Raw genomic sequence first — 21019 nt, forward strand, 5'->3', positions numbered from 1 at the left:
GCCGGCGCCGTGGCCGGCATTGTCCCGCAACGCCGACCCTGGAAACAACGCACAACGTGGCCATTGGCCGCTGTGCCTGCACCTTCAGCTTGGATACACTTCACGCATTCCGCGTTCATCGAGAAAGTTCATGGGTCTGGTTCGCCTGTTGTTGTTCGTTGCCCTGCTCGTCGCGGCCTTCTGGCTGTGGCGTCGCTACATCCGTCCCGCCCTGCGCGCACAGAAACAGACGCCGCCTTCTCCCGATCCCCGCCCCATGGTGCGCTGCACCCATTGCCAGACGCATGTGCCGCAGTCCCAGGCGCTGGAGGACGGTGACCGCTGGTTCTGCAGCCAGGCCCACCTGGAACAGGATCGCCGTCAGCCGTGATTGCGCTTGGCGTCACGCTTGGCCTTGACCCCGGCCAACGGGCGCTACGCCTGTACCACTTATATCGCCTGAGCGTCGGGTTGCTGCTGGTGCTGCTGATCTCCAGCAACCTGGACGACCGTCTGCTGGACCTGGCCCACGTGCGGCTGTTCCGCTTCGGCAGCTGGACCTACCTGATCATCAACATCGTCGCCACGTTGCTGATCCAACGTGCCCGGGGCAAGCAGTTCTTTGCCCTGGCGCTGCTCGACATCCTGCTGCTGGGGGCGCTGTTCTACGCCGCCGGTGGCATGCCCAGCGGCCTGGCCAGCCTGATGATCATCGCCGTGGCCATCGCCAACCTGCTGCTCAATGGCCGCAGCGGGCTGCTGATCGCCGCCGTGGCCGCGCTGTCCACCGTGCTGCTGACCTTCCAGCTGAGCCTCAGCCAGCCGGCGGCCAGCAGCCAGTTCATCCAGGCCGGCGCGCTGGGCGCCCTGTGTTTCGCCGTTGCGCTCACCGTGCAAAGCCTGGTCCGCCGCCTGCAGATCAGCGAACGGCTGGCCCGCCAGCGCGCCGACGACGTGGCCAACCTGGAAGCGCTCAACAGTCTTATCCTGCAACGCATGCGCACCGGCATCCTGGTGCTCGACCCACAGCATCAGGTGCTGCTGGCCAACCCCGCCGCCACGCAGATGCTCGGCCAGTCAGCCGCCGGCCAGCCCCTGGCGGATATCTGCCCCGAGCTGCTGGAACGCCTTCGCCAGTGGAGCTACAACCCCACCCGCCGCCCGCAGAGCCTGTGCCTCGGCGAGGACGCACGCACCCTGCAGCCGAGCTTCGCCAGCCTGCAACACGGCCAGGCGCTGAACACCCTGGTGTTCATAGAGGACATTTCCGAGATCACCCAGCACGCCCAGGAAATGAAACTGGTCTCCCTCGGCCGCCTGACCGCCGGCATCGCCCACGAGATCCGCAATCCGCTGGGTGCTATCAGCCACGCCGCGCAACTGCTGCTCGAATCCGAGGAGCTGCCGCCGCCCGACCGACGCCTGGCGCAGATCGTCCAGGACCAGTCGCGGCGCATGAACCACGTGATCGAGAACGTGCTGCAGCTGTCGCGGCGCCGCCAGGCCGCGCCGCAGCTGCTGGACCTCAAGTACTGGCTGCACCGTTTCGCCAGCGAATTCCGCCAAAGCGTTACATCCGAACAGCAGTTGCACCTGCAAACCGCCAGCGGCAGCATCCAGACCCGCTTCGATCCCCATCAACTGACACAGATCCTCAGTAATCTGGTGCAGAATGGCCTGCGCTACAGTGCCCGGCACAACCCGCAGGGCCAGGTGTGGATGCGCCTGTACCGTGATCCGGACAGCGACCTGCCGGTGCTGGACGTGCTCGACGACGGTCCCGGCGTGGGCAGCGACCAGCAACTGCACATCTTCGAACCCTTCTTCACCACCGACAGCAAGGGCACCGGGCTGGGCCTGTACATCTCCCGCGAACTCTGCGAGAGCAACCAGGCCCACCTCGCCTACTACCCGCGCCCCGAGGGGGGTAGCTGTTTCCGAATCACCTTTGCCCATCCCCGCAAGATGAGCTGGACGCCAACGCCCAGCCTTAACAACAAGAGCCAGACCAGTCCATGAGTCGCCAGAAAGCCCTGATCGTCGACGACGAACCCGATATCCGCGAGCTGCTCGAGATCACCCTCGGGCGCATGAAGCTCGACACCTGCAGTGCGCGCAACCTCAAGGAAGCCCGCGACTGCCTGGCCCGCGAGCGGATCGACCTGTGCCTGACCGACATGCGCCTGCCGGACGGCACCGGCATGGAGCTGGTGCAGTACATCCAGCAGCGTCACCCGCAGGTGCCGGTAGCCATGATCACGGCCTACGGCAGCCTGGACACCGCCATCAATGCCCTCAAGGCCGGTGCCTTCGACTACCTGACCAAGCCGGTGGACCTGGCTCGCCTGCGCGAGCTGGTGAACACTGCGCTTCGCCTGCAGGCCGCCCCGGCCGAGCGCCCGGTGGACACCCGCCTGCTCGGCGATTCGCCGCCCATGAAGGCCTTGCGCCGGCAGATCGAAAAACTCGCGCGCAGCCAGGCGCCGGTGTACATCAGCGGCGAATCGGGCAGCGGCAAGGAGCTGGTGGCCCGGCAGATCCACGACCTGGGGCCGCGGGCCGACCGGCCGTTCGTGCCGGTCAACTGTGGCGCCATCCCCAGCGAGCTGATGGAGAGTGAATTCTTCGGCCATCGCAAGGGCAGCTTCACCGGTGCCATCGAGGACAAACAGGGCCTGTTCCAGGCCGCCAACGGAGGCACCCTGTTCCTCGACGAAGTGGCCGACCTGCCGCTGGCCATGCAGGTCAAGCTGCTGCGCGCCATCCAGGAAAAGGCCGTGCGCCCGGTGGGTGGCCAGCAGGAGATCGCGGTGGACGTGCGTATCCTCAGCGCCACCCACAAGGACCTGGCCGCCGAAGTCGCCGCCGGACGTTTCCGCCAGGATCTGTACTACCGCCTCAACGTCATCGAACAACGCGTGCCGCCCCTGCGCGAGCGCCGCGAGGACATCGGCCTGCTGGCCGACAGCATGCTGCAGCGCCTGGCCGAAGGCAGCGGCCAGCCCCCGCGCCTGCATCCGGACGCGCTGGAAAAACTGCGCGGCTATCGCTTCCCGGGCAACGTGCGCGAACTGGAGAACATCCTCGAGCGCGCCTACACCCTCTGCGAGGCCGATGCGATCCGCGCCAGCGACCTGCGCTTCGCCGACGCCCCCGCCGCGACGGACCCCGTCGGCGGCAGTCTGACCCAGGTGACCGACCTGGAGGACTACCTGGAAACCATCGAGCGCAACCTGATCCTCCAGGCCCTGGAGGAAACCCGCTGGAACCGCACCGCCGCTGCCCAGCGCCTGGGCCTGACCTTCCGCTCGATGCGCTACCGGCTGAAGAAGCTGGGGCTGGACTGAGGTTCACTCCATTCTGGTGGGGTCGGGTCGCCCGTCGGATCGGCCCTTGAATTGCGCCAAACCAGGCTCATATGGAATGCAGGCCCGGACTGTTCAGCGAGCGGGCCGCATCCCACCGACAGAGGAGGCTCCAGCATGAAATCACTGATGACACGCGGAAACCTGTTCGATGAGTTCTTCAAGGAGTTCGCATCCCCCGGCTACTTCGTCCAGCCGCTGCACGGGGACGCGCTCCCCTCCCCCTCGCAGATCAAGGTCGACGTGAAGGAGACCGCCGAAGGCTACAACGTCGAGGCGGAGATTCCCGGCGTCAGCAAGGACAACATCCAGGTGTCCGTGGAAGGCAACCAGGTCAGCCTGCGCGCCGAGGTCCAGCAGCTCGACGAGCAGAAGGAAGGCGAGAAGGTACTGCGTTCGGAACGCTATTTCGGCTCGGTGTCGCGCAGCTTCCAGCTGCCGGCGGAGATTGACACGAGCCAGTGCAAGGCACGCTACGAGAACGGCGTGCTGAAGCTGAGCCTGCCGAAAAAGCAGAACGGCTCGTCCCAGCAGCTGACCATCGAGTAATCCCTTCCAGGCAGGCGCTTCGATCGGCGCCTGCCGCCTCTCTCGTCCTTCGACGTCCCCTGACCGCTCGGCTCGGGGCGAGCTTCTGCTACCCTGTCGCACCTTTTTTCACGCTGTAGCTGTCCGCCATGAAACTTCCCAAGCTTCCCCTGCGCCTTGCCCCCTATGTGTTCGCCTTTTACATGTCTGGCCTGATGGCTGCGGTGATGACCTGCGTGATCACCGCGCTGAACCGCGGCCTCGGCGCGGGTTACCTGGAAACGGTGCTGAAGGTGTACGCGATGACCATGCCAGTGGCGTTCTGCAGCGTACTGCTGGTACGTCCCATCGTCGGCAAGCTGGTGGAATGGACGGTGCGCAAGTCGTAATGGACAACCCCGGCCTTGCGCCGGGGTGATTCGCTGCTCAGCCCTGGCGGCCTATGGCGCGCTCGATGCCGCGCTTGCAGGCCTGCAGCGCAGCGCGGAAGGCGTCCTGGTGATCACGGGCCCGCACCGTCGGCGCAACCACCGCAATGGCAAACATGCCCAGGTAGGTATCCACCGCCATGGCGCAGGAACTGATGCCGGGCACCACCTCATCGAACCCGCTGGCCCAGCCTTGGGCGCGTATGGCGCCCAGCCGCGCTCGCCACTCCACGTTCATGTCGCCGACCAGCGCTTCCACGCATTCAGGCGCTTCCAGGGCGAGCAACACCTGGCCGGAGGCGGTCTGCACCGCCGGGCCATGGGCGCCGATGGGTACCACCACCCGCAACTCCCGCTCGGCCACGATGCGCTCGATGATCTGCACCTGATCGTAGGAACGCCGGCACAGGCAGACCGTTTCGCCCAACTGGTCGGAGAGCTCCACCAGCAGGGGCCGGGTGTGGCTGATGATGTCGCACTGGGTCTTGTTGATCAGGTGCCCCAGCGCCGGGCCCAGGCGAAAGCCGCCGGCGGGTCCCATGGGCTCGACCAGCAGTTCCTCCTGCAGCGCGTTGATGATGCGCTGCACCGTGGAGCGCGGCAGCCCCACGCGCTGGGCGATGGCGGCCAGGCTGAGCCCCTGCGGGTTTTCGCCGAGGGCGCGCATGATGGCTGCGGAGCGTGCGATGACCTGGATCCCAGACTGCCGGCCGCAGTCCGAGGCCTCATCGGAAACATTCATGCTGGTTCACATACGGGTACTGATAGGGCGCCTACTGTAATAACCCTTCAGGCGTTCCGGCAAACCCTCGGCGCAGAGCAGGCGGTTGACGCTCGGCCATCCGGATCATTAAATTCCGCATCATGATACAGCGACCTGCATAGTGATACTATGCTTGCGCCTCGGCGCTGCGATGTGAAGGAGCCGAAATGACCCGCCTGCTTTTCTCCGCCTCCCTGGCCACCACGTTGCTCGCGCCGTCGGCGTTCGCGCTGGACCTGTCCGCTGCCCTGGGCACCACCGCGCAGGGCGAGCTGACCTATCGCCTGGGCATGTCCCGGGACTGGAATCGGCAATGGCTGGCCAGCGAAACGGGGTCCCTGACCGGCTATTGGGATGCCGGCTACACCCACTGGTCAGCCGGCGAGCACCGCGCAGCGCATACCCTGTCCTTCAGCCCGGTGTTCGTCTACCAGTTCACCGGCGAAGGCGCCCGCCCGTTCATCGAAGCGGGTGTGGGTGTCTCGCTGTTTTCCAGCACCCGGGTCGGTCACCGCAACATGAGCTCGGGCTTCCATTTCGAAGACCGCCTGGGCGCCGGCGTGCAGCTGGCCAGCGGTACCCGTCTGGGCGTGCGGGCCATCCACTACTCCAACGCCGGCTTGAAGATGCCCAACGAGGGCATCGAGAGCTACGCGTTGTTCATCAGCCAGCCGCTGTAACGGCGTACGGCCGCGACGCGAAGCTGGCTATTTCGGTGCAGTGATTAGGCGCACAATAATTCGCACGCAAACAGATCAGCCGCCACGGATCGCCAATGAGAGCAAAGGCTTCACCCTTCTTCTGGGTCAGCTTCGCCATGGTCGTGGGTGTGATGGGCACCGCGCTCATCAGCCCGCTCTACGCCCTTTACCAGGACGCCTGGCAGCTCAAGGCCAGCGATATCTCGCTGATCTATGTGATCTACATGGCCGGCGCGCTCTGTGGCCTGCTGTTTCTGGGGCGCCTGCCCGATCGCCTGGGCTTTCGCCCCATGCTGCGGCTGGGGCTGATCCTCGCCCTGCTGGGCACCCTCATCACCCTCGCCGCCTGGGACCTGGTCAGCCTGTGCGCCGGGCGTTTCGTGGTCGGCATCGCGTCCAGCCTGCTGACCACCAGCGCCACGCTGGGCCTGGCCCGGCTGGTGCCGGCGCACCGCAAGCCGCGCCTGGCGATGATCACCAGCATCGTGATGGTGTTCGGCTTCGGCCTGGGGCCGCTGGTGGGCGGCCTGTTCGGGCAGTGGGTGCCACATCCGCTGATCACCACCTACCTGCCCACCCTGGTGCTGTGCAGCCTGGCCCTGGCCATCTTCCTCCGCCTGGAAGTGCCTGATGATGCCGGCCAGCCCTTCCAGTGGCGATACGCCCTGCCGCGGCTGACCTGGCCCGCCCCCAGCGCTTCCTTCGCCTTCATCCTCACCAGTTGCCTGGCCTTCCTGGCCTTCGCCAGCTTCGGCCTGTACGCGTCCCTGTCGCCGCTATTCCTTGACCAGCTGGTGCCCTGGCACGGCCCGGTGGTCAGCGGCACCGCCATCGCCGCGATCCTGTTCGGCTCGGCGTTTACCCAGATTCTCAGCGGGCGCTTGTCCACCCACTGGGGCGGCAGCCTGGGTTTGGTCGCACTGGGCGTGAGCAATCTTCTGCTGATGGCGAACCTGTGGGCGGGATCGGCCAGTCTGTTTGCCTTGGGTGTGGCGCTCACCGCCATCGGCCACGGCCTGAGCCAGCTGGCCGGCATGAACATGGTGGGCCGCATCGCCACGCCGGATACCCGCGCCGGCCTGTTTTCCAGCTACCTGGTGATCGGTTACATCGGCAGCATGGTGCCGATGATGGGCATCGGCTGGATTGCCGACCATTGGGGCATGAGCGCCGCCCTGTGCACCTTCTGCACCTTTGCCACGCTGATCGCGGTGACCGTCGCGCTGCTCTTCCAGCGGCATCCGCTGATGCAGCCGCCTCGTGAGTGACGGCCCCTCGGCCGCCAGGCAAAGCATCATGCAAGCCGCATCGGCGGCCGGCCGGAAAGCGCCGACCGCCCCTGCGGTTACGCCGACAGCTTCTGGCTGAAGGTGTCGGCAGGGTGGCCGACGTCCATGCGGTCGGCGTTCATCACCTTGTCCCAGGCCTTCACGAACTCGCGCACGAAGAACGCGTTGCCATCGGCCGAGCCGAACACCTCGGCCTGCGCGCGCAGCTCCGAGTGGGCACCGAAGATGAGGTCCACGCGGGTTCCCGTCCAGGTGGGCTGGTGGGTCTTGCGGTCCCGGCACTGGAAGCGGTTCTTGTGCTCGGTCGCCATCCATTCGTTCTTCATGTTCAGCAGGTTGACGAAGAAGTCGTTGGACAGCGTGCCGACCCGCTGGGTGAACACCCCCTCCGAACCGCCGTCGGCGTTGGTGCCCAGTACCCGCATGCCGCCGACCAGCACGGTCATTTCCGGGACGCTGAGACGCAGCAGCTGCGCCTTGTCGACCAGCGCCTCCTCCGGGGACATGAAGTTGGCCTCGTGGTCGTAGTTGCGAAAGCCGTCGGCGACCGGGCGCAGGGCCTCGAAGGACTTGGCGTCCGTCCACTCCTCCAGGGCATCCATGCGCCCCGGGGTAAACGGCACCTTGATATCGACGCCGCCATCCCGCGCCGCCTTTTCCACCGCGGCACAGCCGGCGAGCACGATCAGGTCGGCCATGGAGACCTTCTTGCCACCGGTTGCCGAGGCGTTGAACTCGGCCTGCACCTGCTCCAGCTTCTGCAGCACACTGGCCAGCAGCGGCGGATTGTTCACTTCCCAGTCCTTCTGCGGCGCGAAGCGGATCCGCGCGCCGTTCGCGCCGCCGCGCTTGTCCGAGCCACGGAACGTGGCGGCCGACGCCCAGGCGACCGACACCAGCTGCGGCACGCTGAACCCCAGGCCCAGCAGCTTCTGCTTGAGCGCCTCGATATCCGCCTCATCCATCAGCGGGTGGTCGCACTCGGGAATCGGGTCCTGCCAGATCAACTGTTCCTGGGGCACCAGCGGCCCGAGGTAGCGACCACGCGGCCCCATGTCCCGGTGGGTGAGCTTGAACCAGGCCCTGGCGAAGGCGTCGGCGAACTCGTCCGGGTTCTGGAGAAAATGCCGGGAAATCTTCTCGTAGATGGGGTCCTCACGCAGCGCCAGGTCCGTGGTGAGCATGGTCGGCTTGCGCTTCTTGTTGGGGTCGAACGGGTCGGGCATGATCGCCGGCGCGTCCTTGGCTTCCCACTGTAAGCAGCCCGCCGGGCTCTTGGTCAGCTCCCATTCGAAATTGAACAGGTTCTCGAAGAAGTAGTTGGACCAGCGCGTCGGGGTCTGGCTCCAGATCACTTCCACACCGGAGGTGATGGTGTCGGCGCCGATGCCGGTCTGGAACTTGCTGCGCCAGCCCAGGCCCTGATCCTCGATCACCGCCCCTTCCGGCTCCGGCCCCAGCATGGACGGATCGCCCGCGCCGTGGGTCTTGCCGAAGGAGTGACCACCCGCCACCAGCGCCACGGTTTCGTAATCGTTCATGGCCATGCGCGCAAAGGTTTCGCGAATGTCGATGGCCGCGGCCCTGGGATCGGGCTTGCCGTTCGGGCCCTCGGGGTTCACATAGATAAGCCCCATCTGCACCGCCCCCAAACCCGGGTGTAGCTGGCGCTCGCCGCTGTAACGCTCATCGCCCAGCCAGGTGCCCTCCGGCCCCCAGAACAGTTCTTCCGGTTCCCAGGTGTCGGCGCGACCACCGGCGAAGCCGAAGGTCTTGAAGCCCATCGACTTCAGCGCGACGTTGCCGGTCAGCACGAACAGGTCGGCCCAGGAAATGTTTCTGCCGTACTTCTGCTTGATCGGCCAGAGCAGGCGGCGCGCCTTGTCCAGCGAGGCGTTGTCCGGCCAGCTGTTGAGCGGCGCGAAGCGCTGCTGCCCGCCACCGGCGCCGCCGCGCCCATCGGTGATCCGGTAGGTGCCGGCGCTGTGCCAGGCCATGCGGATGAACAGGCCGCCGTAGTGACCGAAATCCGCCGGCCACCAGTCTTGGGAATCGGTCATCAGCGCGTGCAGGTCAGCGATAACCGCGTTCAGGTCGAGGGAGTTGAAAGCCGCCGCGTAGTCGAAGTCCCCGCCGTAGGGATTGGAGCGCGGCGAGTGTTGGTTCAGCGGGGTCAGGCTCAGGTTTTCCGGCCACCAGTCGCGATTGCCGCGGTGCCCCTTGTGCGGCTTTTCCTGGCCAAACGGGCAACCGCTTCCCGCGGCATTTCCTCCGGTTTCTACGTTCATGGATTCATCCTCCGCTCGGGATGCAAAGCGCATTGGTGATGTAGCGCGTAGGAAAAACCTAGCACTCGGTGCGGGAGGACGATTGGAGCAGCGCTTAATGGCGCTGATAAACACGCTGCATGGAACGGAAACGACTCCGGCCTTCTGGACATGATCAAGACTCGCGACCTGCTGGGTTGCCAATCAGGAACCAGGGTCTACAGGACTGTGATGTTGGAGGGCCGGGAAGAACGGGGTGGCAGCTGTCAGCTGGGTAGTCCCCTTTGCCACTTGCAGGGAAATTGCGCCTTGGGCCGCCCTCCGTATCCCAAAGGATACGGGATCGACCACTAGCTGACGGCCAGTATCGTTTAACCACCGTAATCTGTAGGGCGGGAGGAAAATAAATCTGTCCCCGTTTTTTGACCGCCCGTTCCCTGACAATGCGTCAGGGACGTAAGCGAAAATCCGTTGCTGGCTCGATGCATTGACCGGCTGCTCCCGGTCAGAGCTTGAAGAAGCTCACCTTGTCGGTCAGACGATTGGCCAGGGTCGCCAATTCATGGCTGGAGACCGCCATCTGTTCGGAGCCGGCCGACGTTTCCAGGGTGGCGCTGTGTATATGCGTTATATGCCGATTGACCTCTTCGGCGACCGCGCTCTGTTCTTCTGCGGCACTGGCGATATGGGCGTTCATATCGTTGATGGCGGTCACCTCGCTCCGGATCTTGTTCAGCGCCTGTTCAGCCTGATTGGTCTGTTCGACGGTCTGCTGCGCCAGTTGACGGCTATGGTGCATCACCTCGGCGGCTTTGCCGGCATTCTCCTGCAGCGTGCCGATCATGCCGCGAATTTCACGGGTGGAATCCTGGGTGCGGTTGGCCAACAAACGAACCTCGTCGGCCACCACGGCAAAGCCACGGCCATGTTCACCGGCCCTGGCGGCCTCGATGGCGGCGTTGAGTGCGAGCAGGTTGGTCTGCTCGGCGATGGCGGTAATCACCTCGATGATTTTCTCGATGCCCACGCTGTCGCTGGACACCTGCTGCACACTCTCGGCGGAGCGTTCCAGCGTACGCGCCAGGTTCTGGATCGCACTTGCCGTCTCGCTGACGACCTGGTTGACGGTGGCCACTTCGTGATCGGCGTTGCGCGTGGCGGACGCCGCACGGGTGGCATAACTGGCCACTTCATTGACGGTGGCGGCCATCTGATTGATGGCGGTGGCGATCTGCTCGGCCTCGCTGGACTGCAGGCGGATCTGATGGTTGTTGCGGTCGGAGGTGGTCAGCAACTGGTCCGAGGCCGAGGTCAGCTCACCGGCGGCACCGCGTACCTGGGTGATGGTATCGATCAGGCGCTTGACCATGTCCTGCAGGGCCCCCATGACGCTGTGCGGGTAGCGCGTCTGGATGCGCTGGCCCAGCTCGCCATCGGCCAGGCGGCGAATGACCTCGGCCACCTGATGCGGTTCGGCGCCCAGGGTGGATTTCAGCTTGTTGATGATCAGCAGCGAGACGCCAACGCTCAGCAGCACCGCCGCCGCGGTGACCAGAAGGATCAGCATGCCAAAGCCACCAGCGGCGTTGCGCACGGCGTCAATGTCCTTGCCGATGTCCTGTTCCTGATGATCGATGAAGGCATTGATGCGCTTGAGCCATTCGCTGTAGGCCGGCGAGGCCTGTGCCATCAGCAGGCGCTTGGCCGAGTCGGCATCGCCCTGGCGGCGCAGGCTGATCACCTGCTCGGTCAAGGCCAGGGTGCCGCGCTCGATCTCCTGGATGGCGTTCAACAGGCGCTGTTCGGTGGCGGTTGGCGCTTGTGCACGCAGCAGGCGGTCCATGGCCTGGGCGGAATCCTGATAGAAGTCCTTGAGTCGCTGGATCTCCGCCAACTGGCGGTTCAGCGCCGCGTCGCTATCCACCAGAACCGCATCGCGAATGGCGATGGCGCGGTCATGCACACTGCCGCGGAAGTTGATGGCATAGCGCTGTTTGAGCGTGGCCCCTTCGCTGACCGAGGTCAGGGTCTCGTCGATGAAGCCGACGCGCTGCACACCGATAAAAGTGATCAGGACCATTAGCGACAGAACCAGCCCGAATCCAAGGCTCAGGCGTTGCGCGATGCTCAGTTGCGACATGAATCGACTCTCTTGCCCATCGGGGCTGCGTTCGCCGGGAGCCTCGGCAGGTATTGAGTGCTCTCCGGGCGAATCCTATACAGACTAATATTTTTGTACAACTATTGACCCTGAGCCCAGCGGGCAGCGAGATCTACTCGTCACCCATCGCCAGCGTGGAGTCCGCCCAGCCGTACGCCACAGCCTGGTCGAGAGCCTTGTGGGCGTTGTCGAGCCAGGCCGGGTGGGCGTTGTAGAGGTTTGTGAGGGTGCGCTTTTCCGACAGCGGCCATGGGCACGCCCGGAATCGAACCGGGATATACCCAAACGCCTACCTGAAACAACGGGCAACTGTGGAGCCGGCAGAAACGTCCGCGCACAAAAAAACCGGCTCGAGGGCCGGTTTCTCTGGGGTTCCGCGCTTATCCGGGGTTACTCAGGGGTAAGCGGGAGAAGGGTTCTGGTGCCGGAAACAGGAATCGAACCTGCGACCTTCGCGTTACGAGTGCGCTGCTCTACCTACTGAGCTATTCCGGCGGCGGCGCGTAAGCTAGCACTCCGGTCGCGACGAAGCAACCAGCGCAGCGGCTCTGCGCGCGGTCATCCGTGCACCGTCTGTGGATGCGGCCGTTCGCGGCGATTGTCGATCCGGCGGCGTATCCATTTCTCCAGCTCGGAGCCGATCAGGACCAGCGAGCCGGCGGCGATCACCCGTGCCCATTCGCCGGCATCCAGCGCGGCCGAGCCGAATACCTTCTGCAGGGGCGGCGCGTAGGTGTACAGCAGTTGCAACGGCACGCAGGCGGCGATGCTGACCAGCACCCAGGGGTTGCCCAGCAGCCCCTGGCGGTTGAGTACCGAGGCGAACAGCGAGCGGCTGCACAGCAGGTAGAACATTTCGCTGGCCACCACCACGTTGACCGCCATGGTGCGGGCCACTTCCAGCTCGCTGCCGCGCTGCAGTTCCCAGAGGAACAGCCCCAGCGCGCCGATCATCATCAGCACCGAGACCATGATCACCCGCCAGACGAACAGGCCGGAAAGCAGCGCCTCGCTCGGGCTGCGTGGCGGGCGGCGCATCAGCCCGGGTTCGGCCGGCTCGGCGGCCAGCGCCAGGCTCAGGGCGCAGGAGGTGACCATGTTGATCCACAGCACCTGGGCCGCGGTCAGCGGCAGCGCCAGCTGAAAGAGGATGGCGGCGACCACCACCAGCGCTTCGCCGCCATTGGTGGGCAGCATGAAGAGGATGAACTTCTTCAGGTTCTCGTAGATGGCGCGCCCCTCGCGCACGGCGTTGACGATGGTGGCGAAGTTGTCGTCGGCGAGCACCACATCACCGGCTTCCTTGGCCGCCTCGGTGCCCTTGTGGCCCATGGCCACGCCGACGTCGGCGCGCTTGAGCGCCGGTGCGTCATTGACGCCGTCGCCGGTCATCGCCACCACCTCGCCGCTGGCCTGCAGGGCCTGCACCAGGCGCAGCTTGTGGGCCGGGCTGGTGCGCGCGAAGACGTCGATCTCACCCACGATCTTGCGCAGCGCCTGGTCGTCGAGCATCTCCAGCTCGGCGCCGGTCATCGCCGGCCGGCCGACGCCGATGCCCAGCTGCGCGCCGATGGTGCGCGCGGTGTCGGCATGGTCGCCGGTGATCATCTTGACGCGGATGCCGGCGCGCTGGCATTCGGCGACCGCCTCGATGGCCTCGCTGCGCGGCGGGTCAATGATGCCAACCAGCGCGAGCAGGGTGAAGCCGCGCTCCATGTCCTCGAAGCCGAGCTGGCGTTGCGTCGGGTCCACCGCCTTCTCGGCGATCACCAGCATGCGCAGGCCGTGGGCGGCGGTGTCGGTGAACATGCGTCGCCAGTAGTCGGGGTCGAGCGGCTGCTCGCCGTCCCGCACGCGCTGGCGGTCGCACATTTCCAGGATGCGCTCCGGCGCGCCCACCACGTGGATGCTGGCGCCGTCGGCGCCGTGGTGCAGGCTGGCGGTGAAGCGGTGCTCGGAGGCGAACGGGATGGCGTCGCTGCGCGGCGTGGCGGCGGCCTCCTCGGCCAGGTCCAGGCCGGCCTTGCCGGCCAGCACCAGCAGCGCGCCCTCGGTGGGATCGCCTTCGATGCGCCAGTCGCCGTCGACCTCCAGCAAGCGGGCGTGGTTGCATAGCAGGCCGGAGCGAATCGCCGCCTGCAGCACCGGCTCGGCGCGCGGTTCCAGCGCAACCCCGTCACGGCTGAAGCTACCCAGCGGCGCATAGCCGACACCTTCGACGCTATACACGGCCTCGGCGCTGACCACCCGCTGCACGGTCATCTCGTTACGGGTCAGGGTGCCAGTCTTGTCGGAGCAGATCACCGTCACCGAACCCAGCGCCTCGACAGCCGGCAGGCGCCGGATAATGGCGTTGCGCCGGGCCATGCGCTGCACGCCGAGCGCCAGCATCACCGTCATGATCGCCGGCAACCCCTCGGGAATCGCCGAGGCGGTCAGCGCCACCGCCATGATGAACATGTCGCCCGGCGGGTGACCGCGCCACAGCACGCCCAGCACGAAGGTGGCGGCCACCAGGCCGAGGATGACCACCGCCAGCCAGCGCCCGAAGCGGTCGATCTGCCGCAGCAGCGGCGTGGACAGCTGCTGCACCCGCGCCAGCAGGCTGTTGATGTGGCCCAACTGGGTGTGCGCGCCGGTGGCCACCACCAGCCCGCGCCCCTGGCCGTTGACCACCAGGGTGCCCGACCAGGCCATGCTGAAACGGTCGCCAAGCGGCGCCTGGTCGACCACCGGCTCGGGATCCTTGTCCACCGGCAGGGACTCGCCGGTGAGTGCCGCTTCCTCGATGCGCAGGTTGCGCACCTCCACGAGGCGCAGGTCGGCAGGCACCTTGTCGCCGGCATTGAGCAGCACCACATCCCCCGGCACCAGCCCTTCGGCACTGATTTCCCGGGCGTGCCCATCGCGCAGGACCGTGGCGTGGGCGGTGAGCAGCTGACGGATGCTGGCCAGGGCGTTCTCGGCGCGGCCCTCCTGGATAAAGCCGATCACCGCGTTGATCAGCACCGCCGCCACGATCACCCAGGTATCGACCCAATGGCCGAGCAGCGCGGTGATCGCCGCCGCGCCCAGCATCAGGTAGAGCAGCAGGTTGTGAAACTGGCGCAGGAAGCGCATCAGCGGGCCGAGGCGGCGACCCTCCGGCAGGCGGTTGGGGCCATACTGGCGCAACCGTGCTTCGGCTTCGGCGCTGCTCAGGCCTGAGCGCTCGGCCCGCAGGCGGGCGAAGCAGGTCTCGCTATCCTGGGCATGCCAGGCGGGGGGCATCTCGCTCATCGTCGTCCTCGCGCGCGGGGCCGCGACCACTTGGCCGGCCCGGGGAATCCATGCCGGGCAAGTCTGGATGAAACGGGCGATGCAGGGCCAGCCGCCAAGCCGTTTCAAGGGATTTCCCCGGTTGAGCGGCGCAGAGCTCCCGGCTATCGTTGCGCCACCGTTGGCCTTGAGAGTTCTTCATGTACCCATCGTCCCGCCTTGCCCTTTTCCGAGACCCGGCCGCGCACCCCGCGCCCGGCGCCTGGCGGAGCGGTGGCGATGCGTAGCGGCGCGGTCTTCCCCTGGCGCGGCGACAACCGCTTCGAATTGCTGGTGGACGGCGCCCGCTTCTTCCCGCGCATGCTGGACGCGATCGCTGCCGCACAGCGGCAGGTGGAGCTGGAGCTGTACCTGGTCGAGGACGGCAAGTGCTTCGACCAACTGCGCACCGCGCTGGTCGACGCGGCGCACCGCGGGGTACAGGTGCGCTGCCTGTTCGATTCATTCGGCTGTCTGAAGCTCAGCCCCGCCAACCGCCAGGCGCTGGTGGACGCCGGCGTGCAGCTGCGCCTGTACAACCCGGTGCGCTGGCGGCGCGGCCTGCGCAACCTGTTCCGCGATCACCGCAAGATCCTGCTGGTGGACGACCTGGTGGGGTATGTGGGCGGCACCGGCGCCACCGACGAGTTCTGGAACCCCGATCAGCCGCAGGACAGCTGGCACGAGGTAATGGTGGAAATGCACGGGCCGCTGCTGGGTGACTGGCGCAGCCTGTTCGAGTACCAGTGGCGCTGCTGCGGTGAGCGCCGTTTCTGGCGCCCCGTCGAACCGCTGCAACCGGCGCGCCTGCCGCCGCCGCCAGCCAAGCGCCGAGGGTTGGGCCGACTGGCCTATGCCGCCGCCCGCCAGCACCGCGACATCCTGCGTGCGCTGCTGCGCAGCCTGGGGCAGTCGCGCCGCCAGGTGCTGTTCGCCACGCCCTACTTCCTGCCGACCCGCAAGGTGCGCCGGGCGCTTATGCGCGCCGCGCGGCGCGGCATCGACGTGCGCCTGCTGCTCACCGGGCAGCGCACCGATCATCCGGCGGTGCGCTACGCCGGACACCGCTACTACCCGCGCCTGCTGCGCGCGGGAGTACGCATCTTCGAGTACGAGCCGCGCTTTTTGCACGCCAAGATGGTGCTGGTGGACGACTGGGTGAGCATCGGCTCGTGCAATTTCGACCACTGGAACCTGCGCTGGAACCTGGAGGCCAACCTGGAGGCGTTCGATCCGTCGCTGTGCCAGGCGGTGGCACAGTGCTTCGAGCAGGACTTTGCACAGAGCAAGGAGATCACCCTCGTCGATTTCCAGAACCGTCCGCTGCCCCTGCGCCTCTACCAGCGCTTGTGGGGCTGGCTGGACCGCATCGTCATCAACCTGCTCGACCAGCGCCGGGACTGAGGCCCACCTTTCGGCAGGGATGGAGCGCACCGGCAGGCGTCTATGCTCGCTGCGACTTTTCCGACGAGGCTCGTCATGCGCCGTTTCCTGTCCCTTGCCCTGCTTCTGCTGCTGGCCGGCTGCTCGACCCCGGGCGCCTTCTTCGGCCCCACCAACGGGCCCATCTACCTGTCGCGGGACAGCGACCCTACCCTCGCCCTCATCCATGTCTATCGCCCGGCCAGCGACTGGGCCCGCCAGGAACTGGAAGCGCCGGGCGTGTTTCTGGACAACCGGCGGATCGGCCGGCTGCCGAGCGACAGCTACATGAGCCTGCTGGCCCAGCCCGGCAGCTACAAGATCGAAATGCGCCGCCCGCTGTTCGGCCTGCACTGGACCCTGCTCGCCGACGGTCCCTTCGATTTCAACCGCATCGCCAGCTTTACCCTGGAGGTGGAACCCGGCAAGCAGTACTTCCTGCGCTACGACGAGCTCAACCTGCCGGCCCACCACGTGGACCAGACCGAGCAGGGCGACGGCCCGCTGCGCCTGGTGGGCGAAAGCCTGGCGCGCCAGGAAATCGTCTTCACCAACCGCATCCAGCCCGACCGGGACATCCAGCTGACCGCCGAGCACGAACGCCCGCAACGCAGCTTCTGGCAGAGAGTCGGCGAGGCGCTGGACAAGATCGGCATCTGACCCGCGCCTCCACGCGCAGCGGAACCTGACAACGGCCACTAGGCTGTAGCTGCCGGCGACTGATCGCCAGCCATTTTCCGTCAGGAGGACCGTTCATGGCCGCCAAGAAGATTCTCATGCTGGTCGGCGACTACGCCGAAGACTACGAAACCATGGTGCCCTTCCAGGCGCTGTGCATGGTCGGACACATCGTGCATGCCGTATGCCCGGACAAGGTCGCCGGCGAGACCGTGCGTACCGCGATCCATGATTTCGAGGGCGACCAGACCTACAGCGAGAAGCCCGGGCACAACTTCACCCTCAACGCCGATTTCGCCGAAGTCGAGGCGGCGGCCTATGACGCGTTGCTGATCCCCGGCGGCCGTGCGCCGGAGTACCTGCGCCTGAACCCTGAAGTGCTGCGTCTGGTGAAAGCCTTCGCCGACGCCGACAAGCCCATCGCCGCGGTTTGCCATGGCGCCCAGGTGCTGGCTGCCGCCGGCGTGCTCAAGGGCCGGACCTGCAGCGCCTATCCCGCCTGCGCCCCGGAGGTCCGTCTGGCCGGCGGCGAGTATGTCGAACTGCCGGTGGACGCGGTGCATGTGGATGGCAACCTGGTCACCGCGCCGGCCTGGCCGGCCCATCCCGCCTGGCTGGCGCGTTTTCTCGAGGTGCTGGGGACGCGCATCGAGCTGTGATCGCCCCAACGAAAAAGCCCGGCACAGGGCCGGGCTTCTTCGCAACAGCAGACGACTGCTTACTTCACTTCCACCACCTGGGCTTCGGCGATCTTCTTCTGCCAGATCGCCGGGCCGGTGATGTGCACTGACTCGCCCTGGGTGTCGACCGCCACGGTGACCGGCATGTCCTTCACGTCGAACTCGTAGATGGCTTCCATCCCCAGTTCCGGGAAGGCGATGGTCTTGGCGCCCTTGATGGCCTGGGCCACCAGGTAGGCGGCACCGCCCACGGCCATCAGGTACACGGCCTTGTGGTCCTTGATGGCGTCGATGGCGATCGGGCCGCGCTCGGACTTGCCGATCATGCCCAGCAGGCCGGTGGCCTCGAGGATCTGGCGGGTGAACTTGTCCATGCGGGTCGCGGTAGTCGGGCCGGCCGGGCCAACCACCTCGTCACGCACCGGATCGACCGGGCCGACGTAGTAAATGAAGCGACCCTTGAGGTCCACCGGCAGTTGTTCGCCCTTGTTCAGCATGTCGACCATGCGCTTGTGGGCGGCGTCGCGGCCGGTGAGCATCTTGCCGTTGAGCAGCAGGGTTTCGCCCGGCTTCCAGCTCTGCACTTCTTCCGGGGTGATGGTGTCCAGGTTGACGCGACGGGCGCTCGGGCCGGCTTCCCAGACGATTTCCGGGTAGGCGTCCAGGTCCGGGGCTTCCAGCTTGGCCGGGCCGGAGCCGTCCAGCACGAAATGGGCGTGACGGGTGGCGGCGCAGTTGGGGATGATGCACACCGGCAGCGAGGCGGCATGGGTCGGGTAGTCCATGATCTTCACGTCGAGCACGGTGGTCAGACCGCCCAGGCCCTGGGCGCCGATGCCCAGCTTGTTGACCTTCTCGAACAGCTCCAGGCGCAGCTCCTCGATACGGTTCTGCGGGCCGCGGGCCTGCAGTTCGTGGATGTCGATCGGGTCCATCAGGACTTCCTTGGCCATCAGCGCAGCCTTCTCGGCGGTACCGCCGATACCGATGCCCAGCATGCCCGGCGGGCACCAGCCGGCGCCCATTTCCGGCACGGTCTTCAGCACCCAGTCGACGATCGAGTCGGACGGGTTGAGCATGGCCATCTTGGACTTGTTCTCGGAGCCACCGCCCTTGGCGGCCACGTGGATTTCCACGGTGTTGCCCGGCACCACCTGGTAGTGGATCACCGCCGGGGTGTTGTCCTTGGTGTTCTTGCGGGCACCGGCCGGGTCGGCCAGCACCGAAGCGCGCAGCACGTTGTCCGGGTGGGTGTAGGCGCGACGCACGCCCTCGTTGATCATGTCGTCCAGGCTCATGGTGGCGCCGTCCCAGCGCACGTCCATGCCGACCTTGGCAATCACGGTGACGATGCCGGTGTCCTGGCAGATCGGACGATGACCGGTGGCGCACATGCGCGAGTTGATCAGGATCTGGGCGATGGAGTCACGGGCGGCCGGCGACGCTTCGCGCAGGTAGGCCTCGTGCATGGCCTGGATGAAGTCGGTGGGGTGGTAGTAGGAGATGTACTGCAGGGCGTCGGCGACGCTCTGGATCACGTCATCCTGTTTGATCACGGTCATGGGTGCGCTCCTCTTTAAAGACGGGAACATCGAAGGAAGCGCCGGACCAGGACCGGCGCACCAGCAAAAAAGGCGCGGCAGTATAGCGCGGCCGACGAAAGTGCGGACAGCCGCGCGGCCTCGACCTTGGTCGCTCGGTCCGATAGTCAGAATCGATTGGCCGACGGACCGTACCGTCATACAGTCGCGGCTCCTTCAGCTCTCTTTCCACGTCATGCCCGAACTCTCTGTTGGCGACCGGCACTGGTCGGTAGAGCCCGGTTGCAACCTGCTTGATGCCCTGCTCGAGGCCGGCCAATCCGTGGCGCACAGCTGCCGCGCCGGCAGTTGCGGCGCCTGCCGGGTGCGCTGTCTGTACGGCGAACCGCTGGACGCCCGGCCCGACGCCCTGCCGGCCAGCGAGCGCGCCGCCGGCTGGCGACTGGCCTGCCAGTGCCGGGTGAGCGAGGACCTGGGCGTCGAGCTGTTCGATCCGGCCCAGCAGACGCTGGCGGCCGAGGTGGTCGGCCACGACTGGCTGGCCCCCGAGGTGCTGCGCCTGCGTCTCGCAGCCGAGATCCCGCTGCGCTACCAGGCCGGCCAACACCTGCTGCTGTGGCATGACCACAGCCTTGCCCGCCCCTACTCGCTGGCGAGCCTGCCGGGGGAGGATGCGTTCCTGGAGTTTCATATCGACTGCGCGGGCAGGGGCGGCTTCTGTGACTACGCGCGCCGGCTGCGTCCGGGCGATCCCCTGCGCCTGAGCGGCCTGCAGGGCGGCGCGCTGCGCTATGAACCGGAATGGCAGGAGCGTCCGCTGTGGCTGCTGGCCACCGGCACCGGCCTGGCGCCGCTGTGGGCGATCCTGCGCGAAGCCCTGCGCCAGGGACACGCCGGCCCGATCCATCTGCTACACCTGGCACGCTCGTCGACGGAGCATTACCTCGCCGATGCCCTGGATGGGCTGGCGCAACGGCACACGAACCTGCAGGTGACGTTGCTGGAACACTCGCAGGCCGGCGCCTGGCTGCAGGCCCAGCGTCCGTCCCGCGACACCCTGGCGCTGCTGTGCGGCGCGCCGGCCCGGGTGGACGCGCTGGCGCGGGCCCTCTACCTGGCCGGCCTGCCGCGCGGCCAGCTGTATCGAGAGCCATACATCACGGCAGCCGGGGCGTGACCTAGGCGGCCGGCGCAACGCTGGCAGCGGACGAACACCAGGATGGCGAACCGCGCCTTGCAGTTGGCCGAACAGGTCATATGCTGCCTGCTATCCACCGACAACAAGGACGATCGCCATGCACAGGACACCCCGCACCCTCGCCTCCCTCGGACTCGCCGCCCTGCTGGCCTGCGCCGGCACGGCCCAGGCCGATGACATCAAGGAAGCGCTCGAGGAAGCCCTCAAGGCCTATAACCAGGGCGACATGAGCGGTACCAAGGAAAATCTCGGCTACGCCACCCAACTGCTCAACGAGAAAAGTGCCGATGCGCTGACCAAGGCCTTGCCGGCCCCGCTGCCGGGCTGGGAAGCCGACGAGGCACAAAGCTCCTCCGCCGGTGCGGCACTGTTCGGCGGCGGCCTGCAGGCTTCGCGCACCTACAACAAGGACGACCACTATATCGAAGTGGAGATCGTCGGCGACTCGCCGATGCTCTCGCAGATGATGGTGGTCATGACCAACCCCGTGCTGGCCGGCAGCATGGGCAAGTCGGTGAAGATCGGCAAACAGCGCGGCATCCAGGACGAGAACGGCAAGATCATGCTGATCATCAACAACCGCTTCATGGTCTCGGTGGAAGGCGACGCTGAACAGGCCGACAAGCTGGCCTACGCCGAGGCGGTGAAGCTGGAGGCTCTGAACAACTTATAAACCGCTGCCGAAACGCTCGCGAACAAGTCCGCTCCCACAAAAGCCGGGG

17 protein-coding genes and 1 tRNA gene are annotated in these 21019 nt (G+C 66.4%); 12 read left to right on the top strand and 6 right to left on the bottom strand.

Going from position 1 to position 21019, the window contains the following annotated elements; genetic code table 11:
• Positions 1 to 130: 130 nt before the first annotated feature.
• The 5 genes from AS93_RS0107495 to AS93_RS0107515 all read left to right on the top strand — a co-directional run bounded on the left by AS93_RS0107495 (position 131) and on the right by AS93_RS0107515 (position 4261).
• The gene (locus AS93_RS0107495) at positions 131 to 370 is read left to right on the top strand and encodes a PP0621 family protein (RefSeq protein ID WP_027590045.1); all 240 of its coding nucleotides are present in this window, start codon (positions 131 to 133) and stop codon (positions 368 to 370) included.
• Positions 367 to 1998, top strand: coding sequence for an ATP-binding protein (locus tag AS93_RS18890; protein ID WP_051587380.1), 1632 nt, complete (start codon positions 367 to 369; stop codon positions 1996 to 1998). Before AS93_RS0107495 ends, AS93_RS18890 begins: the two co-directional genes overlap by 4 nt.
• Positions 1995 to 3326 (top strand): sigma-54 dependent transcriptional regulator, encoded by a 1332-nt coding sequence (locus AS93_RS0107505; protein ID WP_027590046.1) that lies wholly within the window; start codon positions 1995 to 1997, stop codon positions 3324 to 3326. Before AS93_RS18890 ends, AS93_RS0107505 begins: the two co-directional genes overlap by 4 nt.
• 135 nt (positions 3327 to 3461) lie before the next feature.
• Positions 3462 to 3893, top strand: coding sequence for an Hsp20/alpha crystallin family protein (locus AS93_RS0107510; protein WP_027590047.1), 432 nt, complete (start codon positions 3462 to 3464; stop codon positions 3891 to 3893).
• A 128-nt stretch (positions 3894 to 4021) separates the two neighbouring features.
• Entirely contained in the window at positions 4022 to 4261 is a 240-nt protein-coding gene (locus AS93_RS0107515) for a DUF2798 domain-containing protein (protein WP_037008699.1), read from the top strand.
• A gap of 37 nt (positions 4262 to 4298) precedes the next feature.
• On the opposite strand, the gene AS93_RS0107520 is transcribed toward AS93_RS0107515, so the two are convergent.
• Positions 4299 to 5042 carry an IclR family transcriptional regulator gene (locus AS93_RS0107520; protein WP_027590049.1) on the bottom strand — a complete coding sequence of 248 codons (744 nt, stop codon included), beginning with the start codon at positions 5040 to 5042 and terminating at the stop codon, positions 4299 to 4301.
• 188 nt (positions 5043 to 5230) lie between these two features.
• Between AS93_RS0107520 and AS93_RS0107525 the strand changes: the two genes are divergently transcribed.
• Positions 5231 to 5743 carry an acyloxyacyl hydrolase gene (locus tag AS93_RS0107525; RefSeq protein ID WP_027590050.1) on the top strand — a complete coding sequence of 171 codons (513 nt, stop codon included), beginning with the start codon at positions 5231 to 5233 and terminating at the stop codon, positions 5741 to 5743.
• Between the two features lie 95 nt (positions 5744 to 5838).
• On the top strand, positions 5839 to 7032 hold the full coding sequence (locus AS93_RS0107530; RefSeq protein ID WP_051587381.1) for an MFS transporter: 1194 nt from the start codon (positions 5839 to 5841) through the stop codon (positions 7030 to 7032).
• Positions 7033 to 7109: 77 nt separating this feature from the next.
• On the opposite strand, the gene katG is transcribed toward AS93_RS0107530, so the two are convergent.
• The 4 genes from katG to AS93_RS0107550 form a co-directional block, all read right to left on the bottom strand.
• A complete protein-coding gene (gene katG / locus AS93_RS0107535) occupies positions 7110 to 9341 on the bottom strand; it encodes a catalase/peroxidase HPI (protein ID WP_027590052.1) in 2232 nt (743 codons plus the stop codon).
• Between the two features lie 484 nt (positions 9342 to 9825).
• On the bottom strand, positions 9826 to 11460 hold the full coding sequence (locus AS93_RS0107540; RefSeq protein ID WP_037008701.1) for a methyl-accepting chemotaxis protein: 1635 nt from the start codon (positions 11458 to 11460) through the stop codon (positions 9826 to 9828).
• A 440-nt stretch (positions 11461 to 11900) separates the two neighbouring features.
• A tRNA-Thr gene (locus AS93_RS0107545) sits at positions 11901 to 11976 on the bottom strand.
• A 63-nt stretch (positions 11977 to 12039) separates the two neighbouring features.
• The gene (locus tag AS93_RS0107550; protein ID WP_027590054.1) at positions 12040 to 14760 is read right to left on the bottom strand and encodes a cation-transporting P-type ATPase; all 2721 of its coding nucleotides are present in this window, start codon (positions 14758 to 14760) and stop codon (positions 12040 to 12042) included.
• A 258-nt stretch (positions 14761 to 15018) separates the two neighbouring features.
• Here AS93_RS0107550 and AS93_RS0107555 point away from each other — a divergent pair, with 258 nt between their 5' ends.
• From AS93_RS0107555 to AS93_RS0107565, 3 genes are all read left to right on the top strand, one after another.
• Positions 15019 to 16182 (top strand): phosphatidylserine/phosphatidylglycerophosphate/cardiolipin synthase family protein, encoded by a 1164-nt coding sequence (locus AS93_RS0107555; RefSeq protein WP_027590055.1) that lies wholly within the window; start codon positions 15019 to 15021, stop codon positions 16180 to 16182.
• A gap of 75 nt (positions 16183 to 16257) precedes the next feature.
• Positions 16258 to 16860: a DUF2846 domain-containing protein gene (locus tag AS93_RS0107560; protein ID WP_027590056.1), complete on the top strand. Its 603-nt coding sequence runs from the start codon at positions 16258 to 16260 to the stop codon at positions 16858 to 16860.
• A 95-nt stretch (positions 16861 to 16955) separates the two neighbouring features.
• Complete coding sequence (locus tag AS93_RS0107565) at positions 16956 to 17537, top strand: DJ-1/PfpI family protein (RefSeq protein ID WP_027590057.1); 582 nt, start codon at positions 16956 to 16958, stop codon at positions 17535 to 17537.
• Positions 17538 to 17596: 59 nt separating this feature from the next.
• On the opposite strand, the gene AS93_RS0107570 is transcribed toward AS93_RS0107565, so the two are convergent.
• On the bottom strand, positions 17597 to 19120 hold the full coding sequence (locus tag AS93_RS0107570; RefSeq protein WP_027590058.1) for a fumarate hydratase: 1524 nt from the start codon (positions 19118 to 19120) through the stop codon (positions 17597 to 17599).
• A gap of 214 nt (positions 19121 to 19334) precedes the next feature.
• On the opposite strand from AS93_RS0107570, the gene AS93_RS0107575 reads away from it, so the two are divergent.
• Complete coding sequence (locus AS93_RS0107575) at positions 19335 to 20276, top strand: iron-sulfur-binding ferredoxin reductase (protein ID WP_027590059.1); 942 nt, start codon at positions 19335 to 19337, stop codon at positions 20274 to 20276.
• 118 nt (positions 20277 to 20394) lie between these two features.
• Positions 20395 to 20970, top strand: coding sequence for a hypothetical protein (locus AS93_RS0107580; protein WP_027590060.1), 576 nt, complete (start codon positions 20395 to 20397; stop codon positions 20968 to 20970).
• Positions 20971 to 21019: the final 49 nt, after the last annotated feature.

Origin of the sequence: Pseudomonas sp. RL, from assembly GCF_000647775.1 — a bacterium.
Lineage (GTDB): Bacteria > Pseudomonadota > Gammaproteobacteria > Pseudomonadales > Pseudomonadaceae > Serpens > Serpens flexibilis.

What these genes read in the sequence shown, in the direction of transcription:
- AS93_RS0107495 (WP_027590045.1), top strand. Translation starts at nt 131, where the DNA reads ATGGGTCTGGTTCGCCTGTTGTTGTTCGTTGCCCTGCTCGTCGCGGCC.
- AS93_RS0107565 (WP_027590057.1), top strand. Translation starts at nt 16,956, where the DNA reads ATGGCCGCCAAGAAGATTCTCATGCTGGTCGGCGACTACGCCGAAGAC.
- AS93_RS0107550 (WP_027590054.1), bottom strand. Translation starts at nt 14,760, where the DNA reads ATGAGCGAGATGCCCCCCGCCTGGCATGCCCAGGATAGCGAGACCTGC.
- AS93_RS0107540 (WP_037008701.1), bottom strand. Translation starts at nt 11,460, where the DNA reads ATGTCGCAACTGAGCATCGCGCAACGCCTGAGCCTTGGATTCGGGCTG.
- AS93_RS0107570 (WP_027590058.1), bottom strand. Translation starts at nt 19,120, where the DNA reads ATGACCGTGATCAAACAGGATGACGTGATCCAGAGCGTCGCCGACGCC.
- AS93_RS0107510 (WP_027590047.1), top strand. Translation starts at nt 3,462, where the DNA reads ATGAAATCACTGATGACACGCGGAAACCTGTTCGATGAGTTCTTCAAG.
- AS93_RS0107530 (WP_051587381.1), top strand. Translation starts at nt 5,839, where the DNA reads ATGAGAGCAAAGGCTTCACCCTTCTTCTGGGTCAGCTTCGCCATGGTC.
- AS93_RS0107575 (WP_027590059.1), top strand. Translation starts at nt 19,335, where the DNA reads ATGCCCGAACTCTCTGTTGGCGACCGGCACTGGTCGGTAGAGCCCGGT.
- AS93_RS0107580 (WP_027590060.1), top strand. Translation starts at nt 20,395, where the DNA reads ATGCACAGGACACCCCGCACCCTCGCCTCCCTCGGACTCGCCGCCCTG.
- AS93_RS0107520 (WP_027590049.1), bottom strand. Translation starts at nt 5,042, where the DNA reads ATGAATGTTTCCGATGAGGCCTCGGACTGCGGCCGGCAGTCTGGGATC.
- AS93_RS0107560 (WP_027590056.1), top strand. Translation starts at nt 16,258, where the DNA reads ATGCGCCGTTTCCTGTCCCTTGCCCTGCTTCTGCTGCTGGCCGGCTGC.
- AS93_RS0107505 (WP_027590046.1), top strand. Translation starts at nt 1,995, where the DNA reads ATGAGTCGCCAGAAAGCCCTGATCGTCGACGACGAACCCGATATCCGC.
- AS93_RS0107555 (WP_027590055.1), top strand. Translation starts at nt 15,019, where the DNA reads ATGCGTAGCGGCGCGGTCTTCCCCTGGCGCGGCGACAACCGCTTCGAA.
- AS93_RS0107515 (WP_037008699.1), top strand. Translation starts at nt 4,022, where the DNA reads ATGAAACTTCCCAAGCTTCCCCTGCGCCTTGCCCCCTATGTGTTCGCC.
- katG (WP_027590052.1), bottom strand. Translation starts at nt 9,341, where the DNA reads ATGAACGTAGAAACCGGAGGAAATGCCGCGGGAAGCGGTTGCCCGTTT.
- AS93_RS0107525 (WP_027590050.1), top strand. Translation starts at nt 5,231, where the DNA reads ATGACCCGCCTGCTTTTCTCCGCCTCCCTGGCCACCACGTTGCTCGCG.